Genomic DNA, 20,579 nt, shown 5'->3' with positions numbered 1-20,579 from the left:
CGAAGGGACGCCGACCACGTAGCCGATCTCAGCGGTCTCAGCCGTTCAAGCGGAGAGACCCGGCTGAGCCGACGGCCCGAAGCCCGGGTCAGCTCCTCCCAGGCCCCGGAGCTGACCCGACAGGCACCCGACGGCAGCGCGGAACCTCAACGGCCGCGCGGGAGCCTTGGCGGACGACTGGGAAGCGGCTCAGGGCCGCCCCCGTCTCTCGCTTCCCACTCCTCGCCTTCGTCTCTTCACTCACCCGGTGGTACGGGCGTGCTGCGCATCCGCCCGGAGGGCGGTGCCGCGCTGCCGTCCTCGTCGTGCGACCGCGCCTCGGCTTCCTCCCCGGCCTCGGCGGCCTCGGCGCCGTGCGCCGGGTCGGGGGACTTCCCGGCCTTCCGGCCCGCGGTACGCGTCTCTCGCGCCGCCACAGGCGCCTCCGAGGCGCTCTCCGAAGCCGCCTCCGTGGCCGTCCTCGCCGTCCGCTCCGTGGTCATCTCGCCAGGCGGGACGTTCGCAGCCTGGTCCTTCGCCGCTTGGTCCTTCGCCGCGCGGTCTTTTGCCGGGCGGTCCTTCACTGGGCGGTCCTTCACGGCGAGGATCGGCTGGGTGTCGGCGTCGCGCTCGCTCACCTCGGCTACCTGCTCCCGGGGAAGGGCCGCCTGCTCCCGGGGAAGGTCGGTCCGTTCCTGGGAAAGGGCCGTCCGCTCCCGGGGAAGGTCGGCGTCACTGTCCCACGTCTCCACCCGCTCGCTGACCCTGCCACCGCTCTCGGGCTCTGGTGCCCGTACGGCGGGACGGGGCGGGTGGACGAGCAGGTCGCCCTGGCGAGGCCGGACCAGGTCGCCCCAACGCATCGGCTTGCCCGGCAAGGGAGCCGCGGGCCCCCGAGGGGGCGGCGGGTCCTGCGGGATGTCGGTGACCTCGGGCGTCTCCGGTGCCGCGGTGGGGCCGACCACCGGCTCTCCCGCCGGGAGCTCGTGGTGCGGGGCGGCCTCCAGGGGAGGCGCGGAATGCGGATCGAGCATGATCTCCGCCGCGGGGTGGTGCACCAGATGCCCCGGATGCACCGGATGACCCGGACGGTCTCCGTGACCTGAGTGGTGCCCGTGACCCGGGTGGTCCCCGTGAGCGGAGTGGTCTTCGTGGCCGGGGTGGGCGGGCCGCTGCTCGGGGTGGGGCGGCGGGGCCTGCCACCGCTCCTCGGGATCGGGTGCGCCGGGACGGTTCTGAGCCGCCCGGCCCGCCTCGGGGAACGGCACGATGTCGCGCCCGGACGGCGGCAGGCCGGACAGGGCCGCGTCGCTCGCGGCCCTGCGGGCGGCGGCGTGCTTGATCAGCAGGAGCCAGAGCCACAGGGCCAGGATCAGCGTCACCCAGGGGGCGACGGCGACCACGACGGCCGCGCGCCCCTCGTCCACCGCCATCCGCATCGCGGTGGACACCTCGGCGGCGGCCGCGCCGGCGAACAGCAGCGTCAGGATCACGCCCGCCTGCAGCCGTACCGGCCACCAGCCGCCTCTCAGCAGCAGTACGCCGATCATCGCGATGACGAGCAGGGCGTCGAAGGCGGCGGGATACAGGTACGCGAGATCGGCGGGCGCCCTGCCCGCCACGGCGAGGGCGCGCAGGTCCTCGAAGGAGAGTACGCAGGCGGCGGCGGTGAGCCCGGCCACGCCGACTCCGGTGACGGCGATCCCGGCGCGGCGCAGGGCGACGGTCACCCGGCTCGGCTCGGTGGCGGCGGGCAGCGACGGGGGCGGGGATGGGCGGGAGATCGAGCCTGCCGCCCCGGGGGATTTGACGTCCATGGCCCTTTGAGCCTACAGAATCGGCATCTAGCATGATCGAGGAAGTTTTCTGGAAGCGGCCGGGACAACGGTCGGGACAAAGGGCCGGAGAAATCATCCGATCTCATCAGAGATGTTCGACACCGCGAACTTCGCCGCCGTGACGCCGCTCAACGGCGACGGAAGCCCGTAGGCGCGTGCGCCGTCGGGGCGGGGCCGGGCGAAGGCAGGTCTCGTGTTCTCGACGGTCAGGACGGGGACGGGCGAAAGCAGGTGGGGACGACCTCGTGTTCTCGACGGTCAGGGCGTGACGCGAGAGCGTCGGCCTCGCCCGCGACCCGCGCACGGCCATCGCGGTGTCCGACCCCACAGACCCTCACGGAATGTCATCGCCACGCCGAGATATGGGAGATGACGCACGAATGCCGGGCCGGTGCGAGTGGAATCTCCGGGTGCGGAAGACGGCGTCAGGACCAACCTCGGCAGTGTCTTCTGTCACGGTGCCGTTCTGCTGGATCAGCTGGGCGACATTCGCCGCTAATGGTCATAAAACACTCTGCTGAGTGTCTTCAACGTCCCGCAACCCGGTTTGTGAGGGGAGGTGAGGCATTAGCCTTGCCTTCGTGAGCCTGCAGCTATACGACACCAGCGTACGCACTGTCCGCGAATTCGTCCCGGTCGAACCCGGCCGGGCCTCGATCTACCTGTGTGGTGCCACCGTGCAGGCTCCCCCGCACATCGGGCACATCCGCTCGGGCGTCAACTTCGACGTGCTCCGCCGCTGGATGATCAGGTCCGGCTACGAGGTGACCTTCTGCCGCAACGTCACCGACATCGACGACAAGATCATCAGAGTCGCCGCCGAGGAGAACGTGCCGTGGTTCGCCGTCGCCGAGCGTAACCAGAGGGCCTTCACCTGGGCGTACGAGGTGCTGGGCTGCCTGCCCCCCACCGTCGAGCCCCGTGCCACCGGCCACGTGCCCGAGATGATCGAGCTGATGGACCGGCTGATCGCCGCCGGGCACGCCTACGCCGCCGAGGGTGACGTCTACTTCGACGTCATGTCCTACGCCGACCGCTACGGCTCGCTGTCCAACCAGAAGCTCCAGAACATGCGGGCCGCCGGCGACACCGACACCGACTCCTGCAAGCGCGACCCGCGCGACTTCGCGCTCTGGAAGGGCGAGAAGCCCGGTGAGCCGACCTGGCCGACCCCGTGGGGCCGGGGCCGTCCCGGCTGGCACCTGGAGTGCTCGGCCATGGCCACCAAGTATCTCGGGTCCACCTTCGACATCCACGGCGGTGGCGTCGACCTGATCTTCCCGCACCACGAGAACGAGCTGACCCAGTCCCAGGCGGCAGGCGACGGCTTCGCCCGCTACTGGATGCACAACGGCATGCTCAAGATCGGCGCGGAGAAGATGAGCAAGTCGCTCGGCAACTCCCTGCTGATCCCCGAGGTCACCAAGAAGGTCCGCCCGGTCGAGCTCCGCTACTACCTGGCGGCCCCGCACTACCGCTCCTCGATCGAATACTCGGAGGAGGCGCTGTTCGAGGCCGCCGTGGCCTACCAGCGCATCGAGGGCTTCGTCACCCGCGCGGCCGAGGTCATCCACGACGTCGACGCGCACGCGCCGCTTCCCCAGGCCTTCTCCGACGCCCTCGACGACGACCTGGGCACCCCCCAGGCGCTCGCCGTGGTGCACGAGGTGGTCCGCGAGGGCAACGTCGCGCTGGCCCAGGGCAACAAGGAGCAGGTGGCGAGGCTGCTCGCCGAGACGCAGAACATGCTCGACGTCCTCGGCCTCGACCCGCGCTCGGAGCAGTGGCGCTCCTCGGGCGGCGAGACCGGCATGCGGGCGACCGTCGACGCGCTGGTCGCCGTCGCGCTGGAACAGCGGCAGGCGGCGCGGGCGCGCAAGGACTTCTCGGCGGCCGACGGCATTCGTGACCAGCTTTCCCACGCGGGCATCCACGTCGAGGACACCCCCCAGGGACCACGCTGGGAACTCTCGCGGTGAAACCAGGCCGTACGCTATAGACCATGGCTGGTGGGGGTAAAGGGTCCGGGCGACCCGCGAAGAAGAAGAGTCCGACCAAGGGCACGGGCGGCAACGTCCGTCGTGGCCTGGAGGGCAGGGGAGCCACCCCGCCGGCGCATCTGCGGCACTGGCACAAGGACAAGGCGCGCGGCGAGCGGATCGAGCGCGAGGAGAAGACCGGCAGGTCCTCCTCCCCGCGCACCCCGGTCCGCACCCGGCGGAGCGACGACGCGCCCGAGCACATCGGCGGGCGCAACCCCGTCGTCGAGGCGCTGCGGGCCGGGGTTCCGGCCAGCACGCTCTACGTGGCCCTGCGGATCGACAACGACGACCGCGTCAAGGAGTCGGTCCGCATCGCCGCCGACCGGGGCATCGCGATGCTGGAGGTCGGCAGGGAGAAGCTCGACCGCCTCACCGAGGGCGGGATCCACCAGGGCATCGCCCTGCAGATCCCGGCGTACGACTACGCCCACCCCGACGATCTGGTCCGCGTGGCCCAGGAGGCCGCGGAGGTCCCGCTGATCGTCGCTCTCGACAGCGTCACCGACCCCCGCAACCTGGGCGCCATCGCCCGGTCCGCCACCGCGTTCGGCGCCCACGGCCTGGTCATCCCCTCCCGCCGCTCGGCGGGGGTCACCGGCGGGGCCTGGAAGACCTCCGCGGGCACGCTGGCCAACCTGCCGGTCGCCCGCGCCGCCAACCTCACCGCCACCCTGCGGGAGTACCGCGAGGCGGGCCTGTTCGTGATCGGCCTGGACGGCGAGGGCACGGTCGACATCGGTGAGGCCAACCTCCTCGACGGCCCGCTGGTCGTCATCGTGGGATCCGAGGGCAAGGGCCTGTCCCGCCTGGTCCGCGAGTCGTGTGACCTGGTCGTCCGCATCCCGATGCACGCCGCCGCCGAGTCCCTCAACGCCGGGGTCGCCGCCGGCATCGCCCTCTACGAGGTCGCCCGCCACCGCCGTTCCTAACGGTTCGCAATCGGCAGGGCATACCTCGGTGACGTACGGGGAGCGAGCCGACTACACTCGTCTGGCGACCATGCCGACGTAGCTCAATCGGCAGAGCAACAGTCTTGTAAACTGTAGGTCAGGGGTTCGATTCCCCTCGTCGGCTCGCAACAAAGGGCCAGGTCACCCGGCATACGGTGACCTGGCCCTTTGATCGTTGAGCGGACTTCTTGCCTTTCCGTGCCACCCGCGTGCCATTGACCTTCTTCGTGGCCGTCTCGCGTGCCACCATGAGCGCCTTGCCCAGAGCTTCCGCGATGGCCTTGTCACGGTCCTGACTGGCGTGCTGGTAGATCAGCGCCGCCCGCGTGGAGGAGTGCCCCATCCGGGACCTCAGCTCTTTGAGACTCGCCCCGCTGGAAGCGGCCAGGGTGTTGCCGACGTGGCGGAGATCGTGGAAATGGAGATCGGGAAGCCCGGCAGCCGCACGGGCACTGTTCCACGTCCGGCGAAATCCCGCTCGACTTATCGTCGGCATAGACGCGATCCCCCGACTTGAAAAGCGAGCACCCTCGCAGGTGGGGAGTGTGGCGGTGCGAGACCTCCGGCGCCCCCCGCAACCAGTCACCGCACCACCACACTCGTCTACCGAGCCCGCCCAGCCAGCAACGCCGACCAGAAGGCCCGAGCTTCAGTGATCCTCCACGGACGGGTGTCATGGATCAGATGCCCGCCGTCGTTCTGAACGGTCCGCCTGATGAACCCTTGACCAGCGCCAACGTGAAGTTCGTAGACGACGGCCAAGCACGCGCACGTCCACACCTCCGGGTGTGCCCGCTGCAAAGCCCCGCCCGGGTTCCGCCACTCAAGACGCACATGATCACGCTGAACCATGACCACGTGCGGACTGATGCTGACGCACTCATCAAACAGGGTCGGCACGATGAGCTCCCACCCTCTCGGCGGGCAGCGGATGAGCCTTACGAAGATCGGCATAGCGGAACGCCACTCGCCGCGCGGCCCGGTCAGGTTCCTCCGCCGCATGCCAGGCGTACAGCACCCGTCCGCGCCCGATGTCCAAGCGCCCCGTGCTCCACCAGAAGGTCAGGCCATCGGACCAGACGGTCAATCCCGTCTAGGCCGACACCACGGCCAGCCCGTAACCGTCGTTGACGTCGGCATCGATCCCGCACCGCTCCAACGCCGCCCGCAGAGATTCCGCCGCCCTCACCGGCGAACAGGCACCGCCCAGGACCAGCCGTCCCGCAGGCAGGTGAGGACTCATGCGCCAAACCGCGTCATCGACGCCGGATTGACCCTCTGTCCCTGGCGGAGCAAGCAGTCATCCCGGACGCGAATAAGAGACAGGGTCGACCCTCGCAGACCGCCGATCAGGCCACGCCGCAGGCTTACGTACTTCCATCCTTTGCCGCCGCACGAAATAGACGGTTGCTCGGTCACGACACTCGACCCCCTCAGACTTCAACGCCTCACGCTTACCAGTAGCTCTGCGAAGACATCTACTCGACTAGAGGAGTACGCCAAGTCCTATCGCGCAGGCAGCTCGTACGAGAGCACGTAAGCATCGCTGGACATCACCGTGTCGCACACCTCCACAGCGCGACCATCGGTGGCATACGCCGTACGGACCAGGTGAAACACCGGAACGCCCGGCGCCAGTTTGAGCGCCCGCATCTCGTCACGCAGCGGCATCCGAGAGCGGATCTCCTCCACGAAGTGATCCAGCCGGAACCCCAGCTCCTCCAGCCGGGCGTAGATTCCTCCCGGACCACTGTCCGGCTGCGCGATCTGCGTATCCCGCGCGATGTCCGCCGGAATGTACGACACCGCCGTCTCCACCGGCTGACTGTTGATCAGATACCGGCGCGAGCGCCGGATCACGTGATCCTCCGAAGAGATCCCAAGCTTCTCGGCCACCTCCGCCGACGCCCGCTCCTCGGTGATCTCGATCGAGTCGACGGACGGCTTGCCGCCGGCCCCTTCCGTCTCCGCGATGAACGCCGCCTTGCCCCGCTCCCGATGACGACGGGCGAACCGATCGGAGGCCAGCCGCCGCACCGGAGGATGAGACCGGACGAAGACACCACGCCCATGCTCGGCCACGGTCAGCCCCTCGCCTTGGAGGACCTGGAGCGCGTTGCGGATGGTCATCCGCGCGACGCCGTAATGTTGCATGAGCTGAGCTTCCGAGGGCACCTTGTCACCTTCGGCGAGAACGCCCTGCTCGATCGCATGCCTGATGTGGTCGGCGATCTGCCGAAAGACGGCCCGATCGCTGGTCGTTTATCAAGCGGCGGCACGCCGCGCCACCGTACCCGGCCCTCTGCCGCCCGCCGACCGGGCGTGCGGCGTGGGCGCCGGTCCCGAACGGCGGCGCCCCGGGCCGTCCACCGACCCGCATGCCCGCCGTACCCAAACAACGCACCGACTCCAGCGGCCCGCCGCCACTACCATGACCAAACCTGAGCATGATCGGAGTGCGGCGTGAAGTGGACCCGAATATGGAAGCGTCGACAGTTGGACGGGTGTATCTGTAACCCGCTGTGGCCCGCGCTGGAAGTCGAAATCAACGGATACGTAGATCCCGTGCTACCGAGTGAACATGGCTCACTCATCGGAGGCACTGGCGTTGCCCCGGCTCGCTGTGCCGTCTGCAAGAACACATATCCAGACCCTTGGGTCGGCATCTCCGGGACACTTCCCCCCTTCCCTTGGGCTCGCGAAGAAGAACGTTAGGACCTTTTCGTGCCTGTGGCGGGGGCCTCGGCTCCGGGATGATCGACGTTCCGACACGAGAGCCGTAGATGGCTGAGGTAGGCCTGATCTTCCCGTCTGCCGCGTCCCAGGCAAGCCCAACATCTCGATCTTCCGTGTCCGACGGCTTCTCGTGCCTGCCCGCGCCCTCGGATGGACGACATCTGGTGGTCACTCGTGCCGGGCGGGTATCTCGGCCGGTGGGGCCGGGGTCTCACGCTGGTCGAGGGCGATCACGATGTATCTGCCGTTGGCGTAGCTGATCACGGGCCGCTGGAGCATGTCCCCCACGTCGCGGGCCACCCTCTGCCACAGCTCCACCATCTCCGGGGTGTCGGCGGTCACCCTGAACCGCCCGTCGGCGATGAGGTTCTGGGCGACCAGGGAGGCGAAATTCGCCTCGCCCCGGGCCTTCTCCTCCGCGTCGAGAGGAGTGCGCCGGGGTGCGAGCGGCGCGCCGAGGGGGTGGGTCATCGCTATCTCCTTGTGATCGCCGGCCTCCCAGCATGCCATCCGCGCTCTCCGCCCGAGGCCGGCCCCGAACGCCGTCAACGCGGTGGTGCCGCCGTACGCACGCCGCGACGATGCCGGTCAGGGAGGCGACGGCCGATACGACACCGGCCCCTGCCAGGGGCGGTTACGAGGTCAGGTGAGGTCCGCGGTACGCCGCGAAGTGTGCGAAACGGTTACTTCACGTCCTATGTGCCCCTCGCGTCGGCAGATCGGGGAGGGCACCCTGTGGATTCGCCCCCGTACAGGCGGCTCTTCGTCACATACTGAGACGCTAGATAAGCGGAAAGTGACCGACGAGGGGCGCGGCGGTGACAGTAACGATCCTCCAGCGAGTCCGCACGGAGCGGGGCGGCTGCGATATCACGAGCACGGGGCGGGGCGGCCGTGACATCACGAGCACGGGGCAGGGCTGCCGTGACATCACGAGCGAGGAGGCGATCCGGTCCGACGTCGACGTCACCGTGATCGTCCCCCTCCACAACTGCGGACCATATCTCGACAGGTGCCTGACCTCGCTGCTCATCCAGCGTGTCGCCCTGGAGGTGGTGGTCGTCGACGACGGTTCCACCGACGGCGGTGCCGCGCTGCTCGACCTGTACGCCTCCTGCCACCGCGGGGTGATCCGCGTCGTGAGGCAGGAGGCGTCCGGCGGCGCGGGGCGCCCGCGCAACGTCGGGCTCTCCCACGCGCGCGGCAGATACGTCTTCTTCTGCGACGCGGACGACTACCTCGGCCCCCAGGCGCTGGAGCGGATGCTCGCGATGGCCGACCGCAACGGCTCGGACATCGTGCTCGGGAAGATCGTCGGGCATGACCGCAAGGTGCCGATCTCGATGTTCAAGGAGAACGCCGAGCGGGTGCCTCTCGGCGACAGCGCGGTCTACAACAGCTTGAGCTGCTTCAAGCTGTTCCGCAGGGAGATGCTTGAGCGGCACGCCATCCGTTTCGACGAGACGCTCCTGGTGGGGGAGGACGTCGTCTTCACCACCCACGCCTACTGTCACGCGGACGTGATCTCGGTGGTCGCCGACTACGACTGCTACCACCTGGTCGCCCGGCCCGACGGCACCAGCATCATGCAGCGGCAGGGGAGCCGCGACCCGGTCTCCTGGCTGCGGATGATCAGGCGGCCGATCGAGCTGATGCTCGCCCACGTGCGTCCCGGGGATCTCCGTGACCACCTCCTGCGGCGCCACTTCCGGATGGACGCCTTCGGCAACCTCGGCCGGCCCTTCCTGGACGCCGGGGAGGTCGAGCGCAAGGAGATCGCCGCCGAGGTGGCCGACATGTGCGAGCGGTGGCTGACCGACGGGGTCCGCGAGCGGCTCCCCGCGATCGACCGGAGCCGGATCGCCGCGCTGCAGGACATCGACCGCCTGGTACGGCTCGCGCACATCGAGTCGGCCTCGGTCCGCAGGGAGCTCACCGCGCTCCGCTGGGAGCGGGAGGGGCGGCTCGCGATCTCGGGCAAGGTGGCGCTGAGCACGCTGGAGCGCTACGACCGCCCGGAGATCACCGGCGGCGACCTCGCCCTGGTGCTGCGGCGTCGGCACGTCGACCCCGGCCCGTCCGACGAGGTCGTGGTCCCGGTGACCGGCGACTGCGCGGGGTTCACCGGGATCGTCGACGTCACCACCCTGTCCTCCGGCATCTGGGACGTCCACGTGAGCGTCGCCTTCGAGGGCGTCCCCCGGCTCGCGCGCCTGGGCGCCGACGGGGAGGGGCTGGTGGCGCCGCCCATGCCGCGCGTGGTCGGCGACGTCGTCGCCCTCCCGTACTTCACCCATCCGTACGGCAACCTCAGCCTCGACATCGGCGGGCACGTGGTCGCGGTGCCGGGCAGCGCGAGGCTGGTGCGCGCCCGCTGGGCGGCGGGGCACCGGCTGGTGCTCGACGGCGAGGTCAGCGTGGGCGCGGCGGCCCCGGCGGCCGACGTGGTGCGCTACCTGGTCTGGCGGGAGCGCGAGTCGAGCCGGGAGCGGCGCGAGCCGGTCACGGTCGGCGCGGGCGGCCGGTTCACGGCCTCCCAGGCGATGGGGCGGCTGGGTCCCGGCACCTGGGACGCCTACCTGGAGCTCGACCTGGGCGGGCCGCCCGCGCGCTTCAGGATCGAGGCGGTGCCCGAGGTGATCGAGCAGCCGCGCACGTGGTGGCGCGGCGCGATCCGCTGGAGTGTCAGGCCCTACGCCACCGCGGGGAAGGGCCGGCTCAGCACGGTGGTCCGCACCCTCGGCCCCAGAACTTTCATCAGACGTATCGTTCGTTAATGCCACATTCTTGCAACTACAAGCCGATGGCCTAAAGTTGAGGGCAAATCCGCACCTCGGAGGCTTGTTGTGCACGTACCCGATGGCTTTTTCAACGCCGCGGTCTCGGTGTCGGCGGGGGTGGTCGCCGCCGCCGGCGTCGCCGTCTGCCTGCGCGGCGCCCGCCGCGAGCTCGACGACCGCACCGCTCCGATGGCCGGGCTGGTCGCCGCCTTCATCTTCGCGGTCCAGATGCTCAACTTCCCGGTCGCCGCGGGCACCAGCGGACACCTCCTCGGCGGCGCGCTCGCCGCGATACTCGTCGGCCCGTACACAGCGGTGTTGTGTGTGGCCGTGGTCCTCCTGGTACAGGCGTTCTTCTTCGCCGACGGCGGGCTGACCGCGCTGGGCGTCAACATCACGCTGATGGGCCTCGTCGCCGTGCTGGTCGGGTGGGGTGTCTTCCGCCTGATCACCCGGAGCGTGCGCAACAGGGGGGCCGTGGTGGCGGCCGCGTTCGTCGCGGCGCTGGTCTCGGTGCCCGCCTCGGCACTGGCGTTCACGCTGCTGTTCTGGGCCGGTGGCACCGCGCCCATCGAGATCGGCACGGTCGCCGCTGCCATGGGTGGCGTGCACCTGCTCATCGGGGTGGGCGAGGGGCTGATCACCGCGGTCACCGTGAGCACCGTGCTGGCGATCCGGCCCGACCTGGTGTACGGCGCCCGCGAGCTCGTCGCGCCGCTGGTCCTGCGCGGCGCGGACGGCGACGTGACCGTCACCCCCGAGACCCCGAGGCCGGTCGCGCCGGTCGCCGCCCGCCGTCCCGGCTGGTTCCTGCCCGCCGGGGTCGCGGTGGCGGCGCTGCTGGCGGGCGTCGTCAGCTTCTACGCCTCCTCCTCGCCCGACGGCCTGGAGTGGGTCGCCGAGGACAAGGGGTTCAGCGACCAGGCGACCGACCACTCGCTGGGCGAGCAGCCGCTCGCCGACTACGGGGACGTGGGCGGCATCCCGGTGGGCGTGGCCGGGCTGATCGGCGTCGGGGTGACCCTCGCCGTCGGCGGCGGGGTGTTCTACGCCGTGCGCCGCCGCGAGGACGGCGACGACGGCGGCGCCAGGGGCGACAGCGACAAGAAGGTCTCCGTCTAGTGGGATCGGGCCATCACCACCAGCTGCACCGGCCGGGCGACACGCTCGTGCACCGGCTGCCGCCCCAGTGCAAGCTGGTGGCGGTGGCCGGGTTCGCCCTGGTGGTGGTCGCGACCCCGCGCGAGTGGTTCTGGGCCTTCGGGCTGTACGCCGTGCTCCTGGTCGCGGTGGCGGCCCTCGCGCGCGTCCCGGCGGGGTTCGTGCTGCGGCGGATGGTGGTCGAGGTGCCGTTCGTGGTGTTCGCGCTGGCCATCCCGTTCATCGGGTTCGGCGAGAGGACGACCTTCATGGGCCTCTCGCTCAGCGTGGCGGGCCTGTGGGCCGCCTGGAACATCCTGGCCAAGGCGACCCTGGGCGTGGTCGCGAGCGTGCTGCTCGCGGCCACCACCGAGCCCCGGCTGATCCTGCTGGGCGCCCAGCGCCTCAGGCTGCCGCCGCTGCTGGTGCAGATCGCGATGTTCATGCTCCGCTACATGGACGTGATCCTGGACGAGATGCGCCGGATGCGGGTGGCGAGGGAGTCGCGCGGGTTCGTGGCGAGGGACGTGCGGCACATCCCGGTGATCGCCAGGTCGGCGGGGGCGCTGTTCATCCGCTCGTACGAGCGCGGCGAGCGGGTGCACCTGGCGATGCTCAGCCGGGGCTACACCGGGTCGATGCCGGTCATCCAGGATCTCTCCGCGGCTTCGCGGCAGTGGCTCGTCGCCGGTATGTTGCCGGGTGCGGCACTCGCCGTGTTACTCGGGAGCTGGGGGTTCGCGTGACCGTGCCGTCCTCGCCGACCGCGCCGACCCCGGCCGCGTCCCCGCCACCGCCGCCCTCGCTTGAGGTGAGCCGCCTGGCGTACGCGTACCCCGACGGCACGCAGGCGCTGTTCGGTGTGGACCTCCGGGTGGAGCGCGGTGAGCGGGTCGCGCTGCTCGGGCCGAACGGCGCGGGCAAGACCACGCTGGTGATGCACCTCAACGGCATCCTCACCGCCGGGCACGGCACGGTGGCCGTCGCGGGGCTGCCGGTCGGCAAGGGGTCGCTCATGGAGATCCGCAGGCGGGTCGGGCTCGTCTTCCAGGACCCCGACGACCAGCTCTTCATGCCGACCGTCCGCGAGGACGTGGCCTTCGGCCCGGCCAACATGGGGGTCGCGGGCGAGGAGCTACGGCGCCGGGTCGAGGACGCGCTGGAGCGCGTGGGCATGCTGGAGACGATCGACCGGCCGCCGCACCACCTGTCCTTCGGCCAGCGCCGCCGGGTCGCGGTGGCGACCGTGCTGGCCATGGAGCCGGAGATCCTCGTCCTCGACGAGCCGTCGTCCAACCTGGATCCGGCCTCCCGGCGCGAGCTCGCCGAGATCCTCAGGGGGCTCGACGTGACCGTCCTGATGGTCACCCACGACCTGCCGTACGCGCTGGAGCTGTGCGAACGCTCGCTCATCCTCTCCGGGGGCGTCATCGCCGCCGACGGTCCGACCCGCGAGATCCTCGCCGACGCGAGCCTCCTCGCCGCCCACCGGCTGGAGCTGCCGTACGGTTTCGCCGCGCCCTGACTCCGGGATCTCCGGGCCCGGCCTCGTTCCCGGGAGCCGGGGCGCGGTCGGCGCGAACTTGCTGTGAACAATCGCGCATGACCTCGCGTGGAGTGACGGCGAAGTAAAGTAGGTCTGCCCTTCGGGCGCGAGGAGGACTGATGAAGCTACGGCTGGCTCGCCGCGCCGTCGGGGACGCCGTGGTGGTGGCTGTCGAGGGCGAGCTCGACCTGTTCACCGCTCCCTTTCTGCGGGACGAGGTCCGTGACGCGATCAAGCTGGACGGCGCGAGGCTGGTCCTCGACCTCACCGCCCTGTCCTTCATGGACTCCAGCGGCCTCTCCGTGCTGATCGAGGCGTGGCGGCTCGCCACGAGCGAGGGCGGCGGGGTCTCGCTGGCGGCACCCCAGGCGCCGGTGGCCCGGATCCTCCGCACGACGGGGCTCGACCGGCGGATCAAGGTCTATCCCGACGTGAGCAGCGCCGTCGGGGAGATCTAGCCGCACCGGCCCGGCCATGGGCGTGCCATGGGGGTTGGTGACGGAGAGTTTTAGCCACCCCCAGTAGAACTTCATTCGGTCCGCGCGTTAAAGTCCGCACATGGACCTGAACGGAGCAGCAGCAATCATCTCGGGCGGTGCCAGCGGCCTCGGCGAGGCCACGGCCCGCGACCTCGCCGCGCACGGCGCCACCGTCGTCGTCGCCGACCTCAACGAGGAGCGCGGCAAGTCACTCGCCGACGAGCTCGGCGGCGTCTTCGTCAAGGCGGACGTGTCGGACGAGGAGCAGGTGCAGGCGGCCGTGGACGCGGCCGTGGCGACCGGCAGGCCGCTGCGCGTCGTGGTGAACAGCGCGGGCATCGGCTGGGCCAGCCGGACCGTCGGCCGTGACGGCTCGCCGCACGATCTGGCCTCGTACCGCAAGGTCATCGAGGTCAACCTGATCGGCACCTTCAACCTCATGCGCATCGGCGCCGCCGCGATCGCGAAGACGGAGCCGGTCGACGAGGACGGCCAGCGGGGCGTGGTGATCAACACCGCCTCGGTGGCGGCGCTGGAGGGGCAGACCGGTCAGGTCGCCTACTCGGCCTCCAAGGGCGGCATCGTCGGGATGACCGTCCCGGCCGCGCGCGATCTCGCCGCCATCGGCGTGCGCGTCAACACCATCTGCCCCGGCATCATCGACACCCCGATCTACGGTTTCTCGGCCAACTCCGAGGAGTTCAAGGCCAAGCTCGTGGCCCCGGTGGTCTTCCCCAAGCGCATGGGACTGGCCTCCGAGTTCGCCCACCTGGTCCGCTCGCTGATCGAGAACGACTACATCAACGCCGAGACGATCCGTTTCGACGGCGGTATCCGCTTCCAGCCCAAGTAGGAGTCACCCGGTGTCTGACGAGGTTCTGGTCGAAGTCGACGGCGGCGTGGCCGTCATCACGATCAATCGCCCCAAGGCCAGGAACGCCGTCAACGGCGCGGTCGCCCGGGGCGTCGCCGCCGCGCTGGACGAGCTGGAGGAGCGCAAGGACGTGTCCGCCTACGTCCTCACCGGCGCCGGCGGCACGTTCTGCTCGGGCATGGACCTGAAGGGGTTCCTGACCGGGGACTTCCCGGTCGTGGAGGGCAGGGGGTTCGGCGGCATCGCCGAGGCGCCGCCGAAGAAGCCGCTCATCGCCGCCGTCGAGGGCTACGCCCTGGCCGGGGGCTGCGAGCTGGCGCTGGCCTGCGACATCATCATCGCCTCCGAGGACGCCAAGTTCGGGCTTCCCGAGCCCAAGCGAGGACTGGTCGCGGGGGCGGGCGGCGTGATGCGGCTGCCGCGCCGCATCCCCTACCACATCGCGATGGAGATCGCCCTGACCGGCGACCACTTCCCGGCCTCCCGGCTGTACGAGCTCGGCCTGGTCAACCACGTCACGCCCGCGGGCGAGGCGCTGGCCACGGCCGTCGAGCTCGCGAAGAGGATCGCCGCCAACGCCCCGCTGGCGCTCGCCGCGACCAAGCGCGTGATCGTCGAGTCCGCGGACTGGAGCCGCGACGAGATGTTCACGAAGCAGGGGGAGATCATCAGCCCGGTGTTCGGTTCCAAGGACGCCATGGAGGGGGCGGCGGCCTTCGCCGAGAAGCGTGCCCCCCAGTGGAAGGGCGAGTAGTCCCTCCGGCGGTGGTCCCTCGGCGGTGGTCCCTCGGCGGTGGTTCCTCTGGCGGTGAGACCCTCCGCCGGTAGTTCCTCGCCGGTAGTCCCTCCGGCGGGCCGGAGGAGGTTCGAGTGGTGAGCGATCTCTCAGGGAGGGCGGAGGAAATTCGGCGGGCCGGGTGCGATCCAGGGGGTCGCGCCCGGCGCGTTCACGGCCAGGAGTGCGTACGGTAAAGGTGTGGACGGGTGCGGCGGGGGCACTTGACATCCACGCCACCGCTCCAAGGCCAGGAGAGTGCATGAACGACCACCCGACCGGGATGTCCCCCACCGGCCGATCCTCCGGTGATCTTCTGAAGCGCAGGGCGGGAAATCTGGCCGCGGGCGCGCTGGGGGCCGCGATCATCAACGTTCTCATGGTCGGCGCCATGTGGGTGATCGAGGTCGCCGACTACGTCCTGCCCGGGGAGTTCGACGTCTACGGCATCCGGGCCTGGGATCCCGAGGGTCTGGGCGGCATCTTCCTCGCCCCCTTCCTGCACGCCGGATTCGGTCACCTGATGGCCAACTCGCTGCCCCTGCTCATCCTCGGCTTCCTCGCCGCGTTGCGCGGGATCGGCCGGTTCCTCGCCGCGAGCCTGATCATCGTCCTGGTCAGCGGTCTGGGCGTCTGGTTCACCAGCTCGCCGCTGGCCATCACGGTCGGCGCCAGCGGCCTGGTCTTCGGCTACTTCGGGTTCGTCGTCGCCCGTGGCCTGTTCGACCGTCGCGCCCTCGACATCGTGATCGGTGTCGGCGTGGCGATCGCCTACTACTCGATCATCTGGGGTGTGCTCCCCGGCGAGGCGGGCATCTCCTGGCAGGGGCACCTGTTCGGGCTGGTCGGTGGCGTCATCGCGGCCTGGGTGGTACGCCGCAGGCGCCGGGCCGTCGCTCCCGCTTACTGAGCCTGTTGAGGGTCCTTCCTTCACCGAGGGAGGTTTACCGACACCGCCGAGGCTGGCCGGGCGCCCCTCGGCCGTGGCCTTTCCGGTCGAGGGTTCCTTACGGCGGGTCCTTTCCGGTCGCCCGGTTTTGCTTATTGGGTCCCTCTTGCCGAATCCCTCTCGCCGGGACTTTTTCGGTCGCCGGGTTTCGTGGAGTTCCGTCCGCCGGGTTCTCGCCTGTCGAGGCTTCGCCGTTCGCTGACGTGGCGCCTTTCGGCCCTCACGGGCTCGTCAACGCCCGGACTCGGAGGGCTTCGCCCGCAGATGGGTGCTGTATGGAGCTGTGGGCGCTATGTGGCGCTTCGTAGTGTCGCTGGAATCACCAAGGGTCGGTCGGCCGGATGCGGGTCTCCAGGGGCGAATGAGGTCGGCCTGGCGCACTGCTGGCCGACGGGGCCCGCAAGGCGCGGACGGAAGCCCCGCTTCCCGGTGGCCGGGTCCGGCGTCGGCGCGTTTCGGCGGACGTCCTTTCCCGGCGGTTTCTTCGTGACCACGCGACAGAAGATTCTGCTGGAATTCACCAGCTATGGCCGCACCGGTTGATTTAAGTGACAATATGACAAAATTTCATGTGTGAACCTGCCTGGCCGCGTGCCCGTACATGTTCCAGGGCCCACAGCCGGGCGCGACCCTCGAAAGGTGGCCGCGGGTGAACCTGGGATCCCTGGAACGCGCGATCATGGACGTGCTGTGGGGCTGTAAGCAGCCACTGCTGGTTCGCCAGGTGCAGGACATGCTGAACCAGGACGCGGAACGAAGCCTGGCCTACACCACCGTGCAGACCGTCGCCGAGCGCCTCGTCAGGAAGGGCCTGCTGGAGAGGGCACCCGTGCGCAACGCCTTCCGCTACACCGCCAGCCGCTCACGGGACGAGCACGTGGCCGGGCTGATGCTCGCGGCCCTGGAGGGAAGTCCGGATCGCGCTCCCGTGCTCTCGCGGTTCGCGGAGGGGGTGGATCCGGACGACGCCCTGCGCCTGTTGCACGAGCTGGCGCGGCGCGCGGGGGAGCGGGCGCACACCCCGGGGACGGGCGGGACCCCGAGCACGCTGCCCTAGGTTTCTCCCCCGGGGACTTCGCGCACGTTTCCCCGGGTGCCCGCCAGGGAGCCGGAGATCCGGCTCCCTGGCGGGAGCCGGTGACTACAGGCGCTCGACGACGTAGTCGACGCAGGTGGTCAGGGCCTCGACGTCGTCGGGGTCGATGGAGGGGAACATCGCGACGCGCAGCTGGTTGCGGCCGAGCTTGCGGTAGGGCTCGGTGTCGACGATGCCGTTGGCCCGCAGGACCTTGGCGATCGCCGAGGCGTCGACGTCGTCGGAGAAGTCGATCGTGCCGACCACGTTGGAGCGGAACTCCGGACCCGCGAACGGGCTGGTGCAGGAGGTCTTCTCCGCCCAGGTGTAGAGGCGCTGGGCCGAGTCGGCCGTGCGGGCGGTCGTCCAGGCCAGGCCGCCGTTGCCGTTCATCCACTCGATCTGCTCGGCGAGCAGGAAGAGCGTGGCGACCGACGGGGTGTTGTACGTCTGGTCCTTGGAGGAGTTGTCGATGGCCACCGGGAGGCTGAAGAATTCGGGGATGTAGCGCCCACCGGCGGCGATCTCGTCGACCCTGGCCAGCGCGGCCGGGGACATCAGGGCGATCCAGAGGCCGCCGTCGGAGGCGAAGCTCTTCTGCGGCGCGAAGTAGTAGACGTCGAACTCGCTCGCCTCGACGGGCAGGCCGCCCGCCCCCGAGGTGGCGTCGACCAGCACGAGCGAGCCCTCCTCGCCCACGCGCCTGATCGGCATCGCGACGCCGGTCGAGGTCTCGTTGTGGGTGAGCGCGTAGACGTCCACGCCCTCCTCCGGGCGGGCCTCGGGGTGGCTGCCGACCTCCGACTTGATCACGGTCGGGTCGCCCAGCCACGGGGCCTTGGCCGCCACGGAGGCGAACTTGGAGGAGAACTCGCCGAAGTGCAGGTGCTGGGACCTGTCGCGGATCAGCCCGAAGGCGGCGATGTCCCAGAACGCGGTGGTGCCGCCGTTGCCCAGGACGACCTCGTACCCCTCGGGGAGGGAGAACAGCTCGGAGAGCCCCGCGCGAACGCGCCCGACCAGCGACTTGACCGGCTTCTGGCGGTGGGAGGTGCCCAGGACGCTGGATCCGGAGGCGGCGAGAGCCGAGAGCTGCTCGGGGCGCACCTTCGAGGGCCCGCAGCCGAAACGGCCGTCGGCGGGCTTGATGTCAGAGGGAATCACGATGTCAGCCACCTGACCAGCCTACTGAGCCCGGGGATCGGACCAGGACGGGGTCCGGATTTTGAGACGAGCCGTGGGAGGCTTTTGGGCAGGGCCGGGTGATCGCGGGACCGGCGGGAGGATCCGGGGCCGGGGGACGATGCGGGAACGGGCGCAAGGCGGTCCGAGGCCGAACGGAAGGTCTGAGGCCGGCGGGATGATCTGGGGTCGGCTGGACGGTCCGGGGGTGTGGGGGCCGCCGCCGGCGACGGCTGCCGCGCGAGACGCCGCGCGACAGCCGTACAGGAGGGGATTTCAGAAGGGGTGGACGACCTCGGTGGCTCCGGGGACGTCCTGGACCGAGCGCTGGGAGGGACCCACGTAGTCGGCGCTGGGGCGGACGAGCCTGCCCGTGCGCTTCTGCTCCAGGATGTGGGCGGCCCAGCCCGCGGTGCGGGCGCAGGTGAACATCGAGGTGAACATGGACGAGGGAACCTTGGCGAAGTCCAGGATGACCGCCGCCCAGTACTCGACGTTGGTGGCGAGCACCCGGTCGGGCTTGCGGGCGTGCAGCTCCTCCAGCGCGGCCTTCTCCAGCGCCGCGGCGACCTCGTAACGCGGCGCGTCGAGCTCCTTGGCGGTGCGGCGGAGCACGCGTGCCCGGGGGTCCTCGGCACGGTAGACGCGGTGACCGAAGCCCATCAGACGCTGGCCCTTGTCGAGCTCCGACTGGACGTACTTCTTGGCGTCGCCGACCTGCTCGACGCCCTCGATCATGTGCAGCACGCGCGCGGGCGCACCGCCGTGGAGCGGGCCGGACATGGCGCCGACCGCACCGCTCAGCGCCGCGGCGACGTCGGCTCCGGTGGAGGCGATGACCCTGGCGGTGAAGGTGGAGGCGTTCATGCCGTGCTCGGCGGCGGACGTCCAGTAGGCGTCGATGGCCTTGACGTGCTTGGGGTCGGGATCGCCCTGCCAGCGGATCATGAACCGGTCGACGATGCTCTCGCCCTTGTCGACCTCGCTCTGGGGGACCATCGGCTTCCCCAGGCCGCGCGAGGACTGCGCGACGAAACTCAGGGCGTTCACACTGGCCAGGGCCAGGTCGGCGCGGGCCTGCGCGTCGTCGATGTCGAGCAGCGGCTTGAAGCCGTACGCGGGGGCCAGCATGGCCAGCGCGCTCTGCACGTCGACGCGGATGTCGCCGGAGTGGACAGGAATGGGGAAGGGCTCGGCCGGGGCCAGGCCCGGCTGGAACTTGTTGTCGACAAGCAGGCCCCACACGTGTCCGAAAGAGACGCGACCGACCAGCTCTTCAATGTCGACGCCCCGGTAACGAAGGGCGCCCCCTTCTTTGTCCGGTTCCGCGATCTCCGTCTCGAAAGCTACAACGCCTTCGAGCCCGGGTTTGAAGTCGGACATTCTCGGCTGCCTCCCTTTCTTGAAGTCAAAGCCTTGATGTCGAGATACCGGCGGGTCATATTCAACCCCCTGGGCCGAGGCGGTGTGCCGCCGGACCCGCCGGAACGCGATCGCCCCAGGTGGGGGGCGCCGCGTGGGCTTCCTGCTCGGCACGGGAGAATACCTTCCCGTGGATGCCACATCGCGACCGCCTTCGATGGCGGGCCTCCGACGCACGTACCAGGGGCTGCCCCTGGTCGAGGCCGACCTCGCCCCCGACCCCTTCTCGCAGTTCGCTCTCTGGTTCGGCGACGCCGTGGACGCCGGGCTTCCCGAGCCGAACGCGACCGTGCTCGCCACCGCCTCGGCGGGCGGCCGGCCGACGGCCAGGACCGTGCTGCTCAAGAGCTACGACGAGAACGGATTCGTCTTCTACACCAACTACGAGTCGCGCAAGGGCAGGGACCTGGCGGAGAACCCGCGTGCCGCCCTGCTGTTCCCCTGGCACTCCATCCGCCGTCAGGTGCGGGTGGAGGGCGCGGTGGTGCGGCTGCCGCGCGAGGAGTCGGCCGCCTACTTCAGGTCCCGGCCCTACGGGTCGCGGATCGGCGCGTGGGCGTCGCGGCAGTCGGCGGTCGTGCACTCCAGGGACGAGCTGGACGCCCGGTACGAGGAGCTGGCGGAGCGCTGGCCCGAGGATCCGCCGATCCCCGATTTCTGGGGCGGGCTGCGCGTGGTGCCGTCCGAGGTGGAGTTCTGGCAGGGGCGCACCGACCGTATGCATGACCGCCTCCGTTACCGGCGTTCCGGCGGGACCTGGATCATCGAACGTCTGGCTCCCTGACACCCTGCCCTCTCTTTACTGATATATC

Annotated in this window: 19 protein-coding genes and 1 tRNA gene; 13 read left to right on the top strand and 7 right to left on the bottom strand. The window is 70.1% G+C overall.

The window, feature by feature from the left end; all coding sequences use genetic code 11:
• Positions 1-236: 236 nt before the first annotated feature.
• The gene (locus ACSC1Q_RS25870) at positions 237-1,796 is read right to left on the bottom strand and encodes a hypothetical protein (RefSeq protein WP_436761269.1); all 1,560 of its coding nucleotides are present in this window, start codon (positions 1,794-1,796) and stop codon (positions 237-239) included.
• Positions 1,797-2,398: 602 nt separating this feature from the next.
• On the opposite strand from ACSC1Q_RS25870, the gene cysS reads away from it, so the two are divergent.
• From cysS to ACSC1Q_RS25855, 3 genes are all read left to right on the top strand, one after another.
• Positions 2,399-3,796 carry a cysteine--tRNA ligase gene (cysS, locus tag ACSC1Q_RS25865; RefSeq protein WP_350971056.1) on the top strand — a complete coding sequence of 466 codons (1,398 nt, stop codon included), beginning with the start codon at positions 2,399-2,401 and terminating at the stop codon, positions 3,794-3,796.
• 23 nt (positions 3,797-3,819) lie between these two features.
• Positions 3,820-4,788: a 23S rRNA (guanosine(2251)-2'-O)-methyltransferase RlmB gene (gene rlmB / locus ACSC1Q_RS25860; RefSeq protein WP_436761268.1), complete on the top strand. Its 969-nt coding sequence runs from the start codon at positions 3,820-3,822 to the stop codon at positions 4,786-4,788.
• 72 nt (positions 4,789-4,860) lie between these two features.
• Positions 4,861-4,933, top strand: a tRNA-Thr gene (locus ACSC1Q_RS25855).
• Here ACSC1Q_RS25855 and ACSC1Q_RS25850 read toward each other — a convergent pair.
• From ACSC1Q_RS25850 to ACSC1Q_RS25835, 4 genes are all read right to left on the bottom strand, one after another.
• Entirely contained in the window at positions 4,907-5,305 is a 399-nt protein-coding gene (locus ACSC1Q_RS25850; protein ID WP_436761267.1) for a tyrosine-type recombinase/integrase, read from the bottom strand. The two genes, ACSC1Q_RS25855 and ACSC1Q_RS25850, sit on opposite strands and share 27 nt — an antisense overlap.
• Before the next feature lie 597 nt (positions 5,306-5,902).
• Positions 5,903-6,052: a hypothetical protein gene (locus tag ACSC1Q_RS25845; protein ID WP_436761266.1), complete on the bottom strand. Its 150-nt coding sequence runs from the start codon at positions 6,050-6,052 to the stop codon at positions 5,903-5,905.
• A gap of 263 nt (positions 6,053-6,315) precedes the next feature.
• Positions 6,316-7,041, bottom strand: coding sequence for a GntR family transcriptional regulator (locus ACSC1Q_RS25840; protein WP_436761337.1), 726 nt, complete (start codon positions 7,039-7,041; stop codon positions 6,316-6,318).
• Positions 7,042-7,713: 672 nt separating this feature from the next.
• A complete protein-coding gene (locus ACSC1Q_RS25835) occupies positions 7,714-8,016 on the bottom strand; it encodes a hypothetical protein (RefSeq protein WP_436761265.1) in 303 nt (100 codons plus the stop codon).
• Positions 8,017-8,363: 347 nt separating this feature from the next.
• On the opposite strand from ACSC1Q_RS25835, the gene ACSC1Q_RS25830 reads away from it, so the two are divergent.
• The 9 genes from ACSC1Q_RS25830 (at position 8,364) to ACSC1Q_RS25790 (ending at position 17,145) form a co-directional block, all read left to right on the top strand.
• On the top strand, positions 8,364-10,322 hold the full coding sequence (locus ACSC1Q_RS25830; RefSeq protein WP_436761264.1) for a glycosyltransferase family 2 protein: 1,959 nt from the start codon (positions 8,364-8,366) through the stop codon (positions 10,320-10,322).
• Between the two features lie 69 nt (positions 10,323-10,391).
• Positions 10,392-11,447 carry an energy-coupling factor ABC transporter permease gene (locus tag ACSC1Q_RS25825; RefSeq protein ID WP_436761263.1) on the top strand — a complete coding sequence of 352 codons (1,056 nt, stop codon included), beginning with the start codon at positions 10,392-10,394 and terminating at the stop codon, positions 11,445-11,447.
• Positions 11,447-12,211, top strand: coding sequence for a cobalt ECF transporter T component CbiQ (cbiQ, locus tag ACSC1Q_RS25820; protein ID WP_436761262.1), 765 nt, complete (start codon positions 11,447-11,449; stop codon positions 12,209-12,211). Before ACSC1Q_RS25825 ends, cbiQ begins: the two co-directional genes overlap by 1 nt.
• A complete protein-coding gene (locus ACSC1Q_RS25815; RefSeq protein WP_436761261.1) occupies positions 12,208-12,990 on the top strand; it encodes an energy-coupling factor ABC transporter ATP-binding protein in 783 nt (260 codons plus the stop codon). Before cbiQ ends, ACSC1Q_RS25815 begins: the two co-directional genes overlap by 4 nt.
• 140 nt (positions 12,991-13,130) lie before the next feature.
• On the top strand, positions 13,131-13,469 hold the full coding sequence (locus tag ACSC1Q_RS25810; RefSeq protein WP_344750334.1) for an anti-sigma factor antagonist: 339 nt from the start codon (positions 13,131-13,133) through the stop codon (positions 13,467-13,469).
• A 100-nt stretch (positions 13,470-13,569) separates the two neighbouring features.
• Positions 13,570-14,343 (top strand): SDR family NAD(P)-dependent oxidoreductase, encoded by a 774-nt coding sequence (locus tag ACSC1Q_RS25805; RefSeq protein WP_436761260.1) that lies wholly within the window; start codon positions 13,570-13,572, stop codon positions 14,341-14,343.
• A 10-nt stretch (positions 14,344-14,353) separates the two neighbouring features.
• Complete coding sequence (locus ACSC1Q_RS25800) at positions 14,354-15,118, top strand: crotonase/enoyl-CoA hydratase family protein (protein WP_436761259.1); 765 nt, start codon at positions 14,354-14,356, stop codon at positions 15,116-15,118.
• Positions 15,119-15,401: 283 nt separating this feature from the next.
• Positions 15,402-16,049 (top strand): rhomboid family intramembrane serine protease, encoded by a 648-nt coding sequence (locus ACSC1Q_RS25795; protein ID WP_436761258.1) that lies wholly within the window; start codon positions 15,402-15,404, stop codon positions 16,047-16,049.
• Between the two features lie 688 nt (positions 16,050-16,737).
• Entirely contained in the window at positions 16,738-17,145 is a 408-nt protein-coding gene (locus tag ACSC1Q_RS25790; protein WP_436761257.1) for a BlaI/MecI/CopY family transcriptional regulator, read from the top strand.
• Between the two features lie 84 nt (positions 17,146-17,229).
• Here the strand turns inward: ACSC1Q_RS25790 and serC are convergent, their stop codons facing one another.
• Entirely contained in the window at positions 17,230-18,339 is a 1,110-nt protein-coding gene (gene serC / locus ACSC1Q_RS25785) for a phosphoserine transaminase (RefSeq protein ID WP_436761256.1), read from the bottom strand.
• A 282-nt stretch (positions 18,340-18,621) separates the two neighbouring features.
• Positions 18,622-19,728: a citrate synthase 2 gene (locus ACSC1Q_RS25780; RefSeq protein ID WP_436761255.1), complete on the bottom strand. Its 1,107-nt coding sequence runs from the start codon at positions 19,726-19,728 to the stop codon at positions 18,622-18,624.
• A gap of 196 nt (positions 19,729-19,924) precedes the next feature.
• Between ACSC1Q_RS25780 and pdxH the strand changes: the two genes are divergently transcribed.
• Positions 19,925-20,551, top strand: a complete 627-nt coding sequence (pdxH, locus tag ACSC1Q_RS25775; protein ID WP_436761254.1) for a pyridoxamine 5'-phosphate oxidase — start codon at positions 19,925-19,927, stop codon at positions 20,549-20,551.
• Positions 20,552-20,579: the final 28 nt, after the last annotated feature.

It is taken from the genome of Streptosporangium heterodermiicola, assembly GCF_051390675.1.
GTDB lineage: Bacteria > Actinomycetota > Actinomycetes > Streptosporangiales > Streptosporangiaceae > Streptosporangium.
Note: the sequence above shows the minus strand (reverse complement) of the source record. Positions and strands in the feature narration are given on the sequence as shown.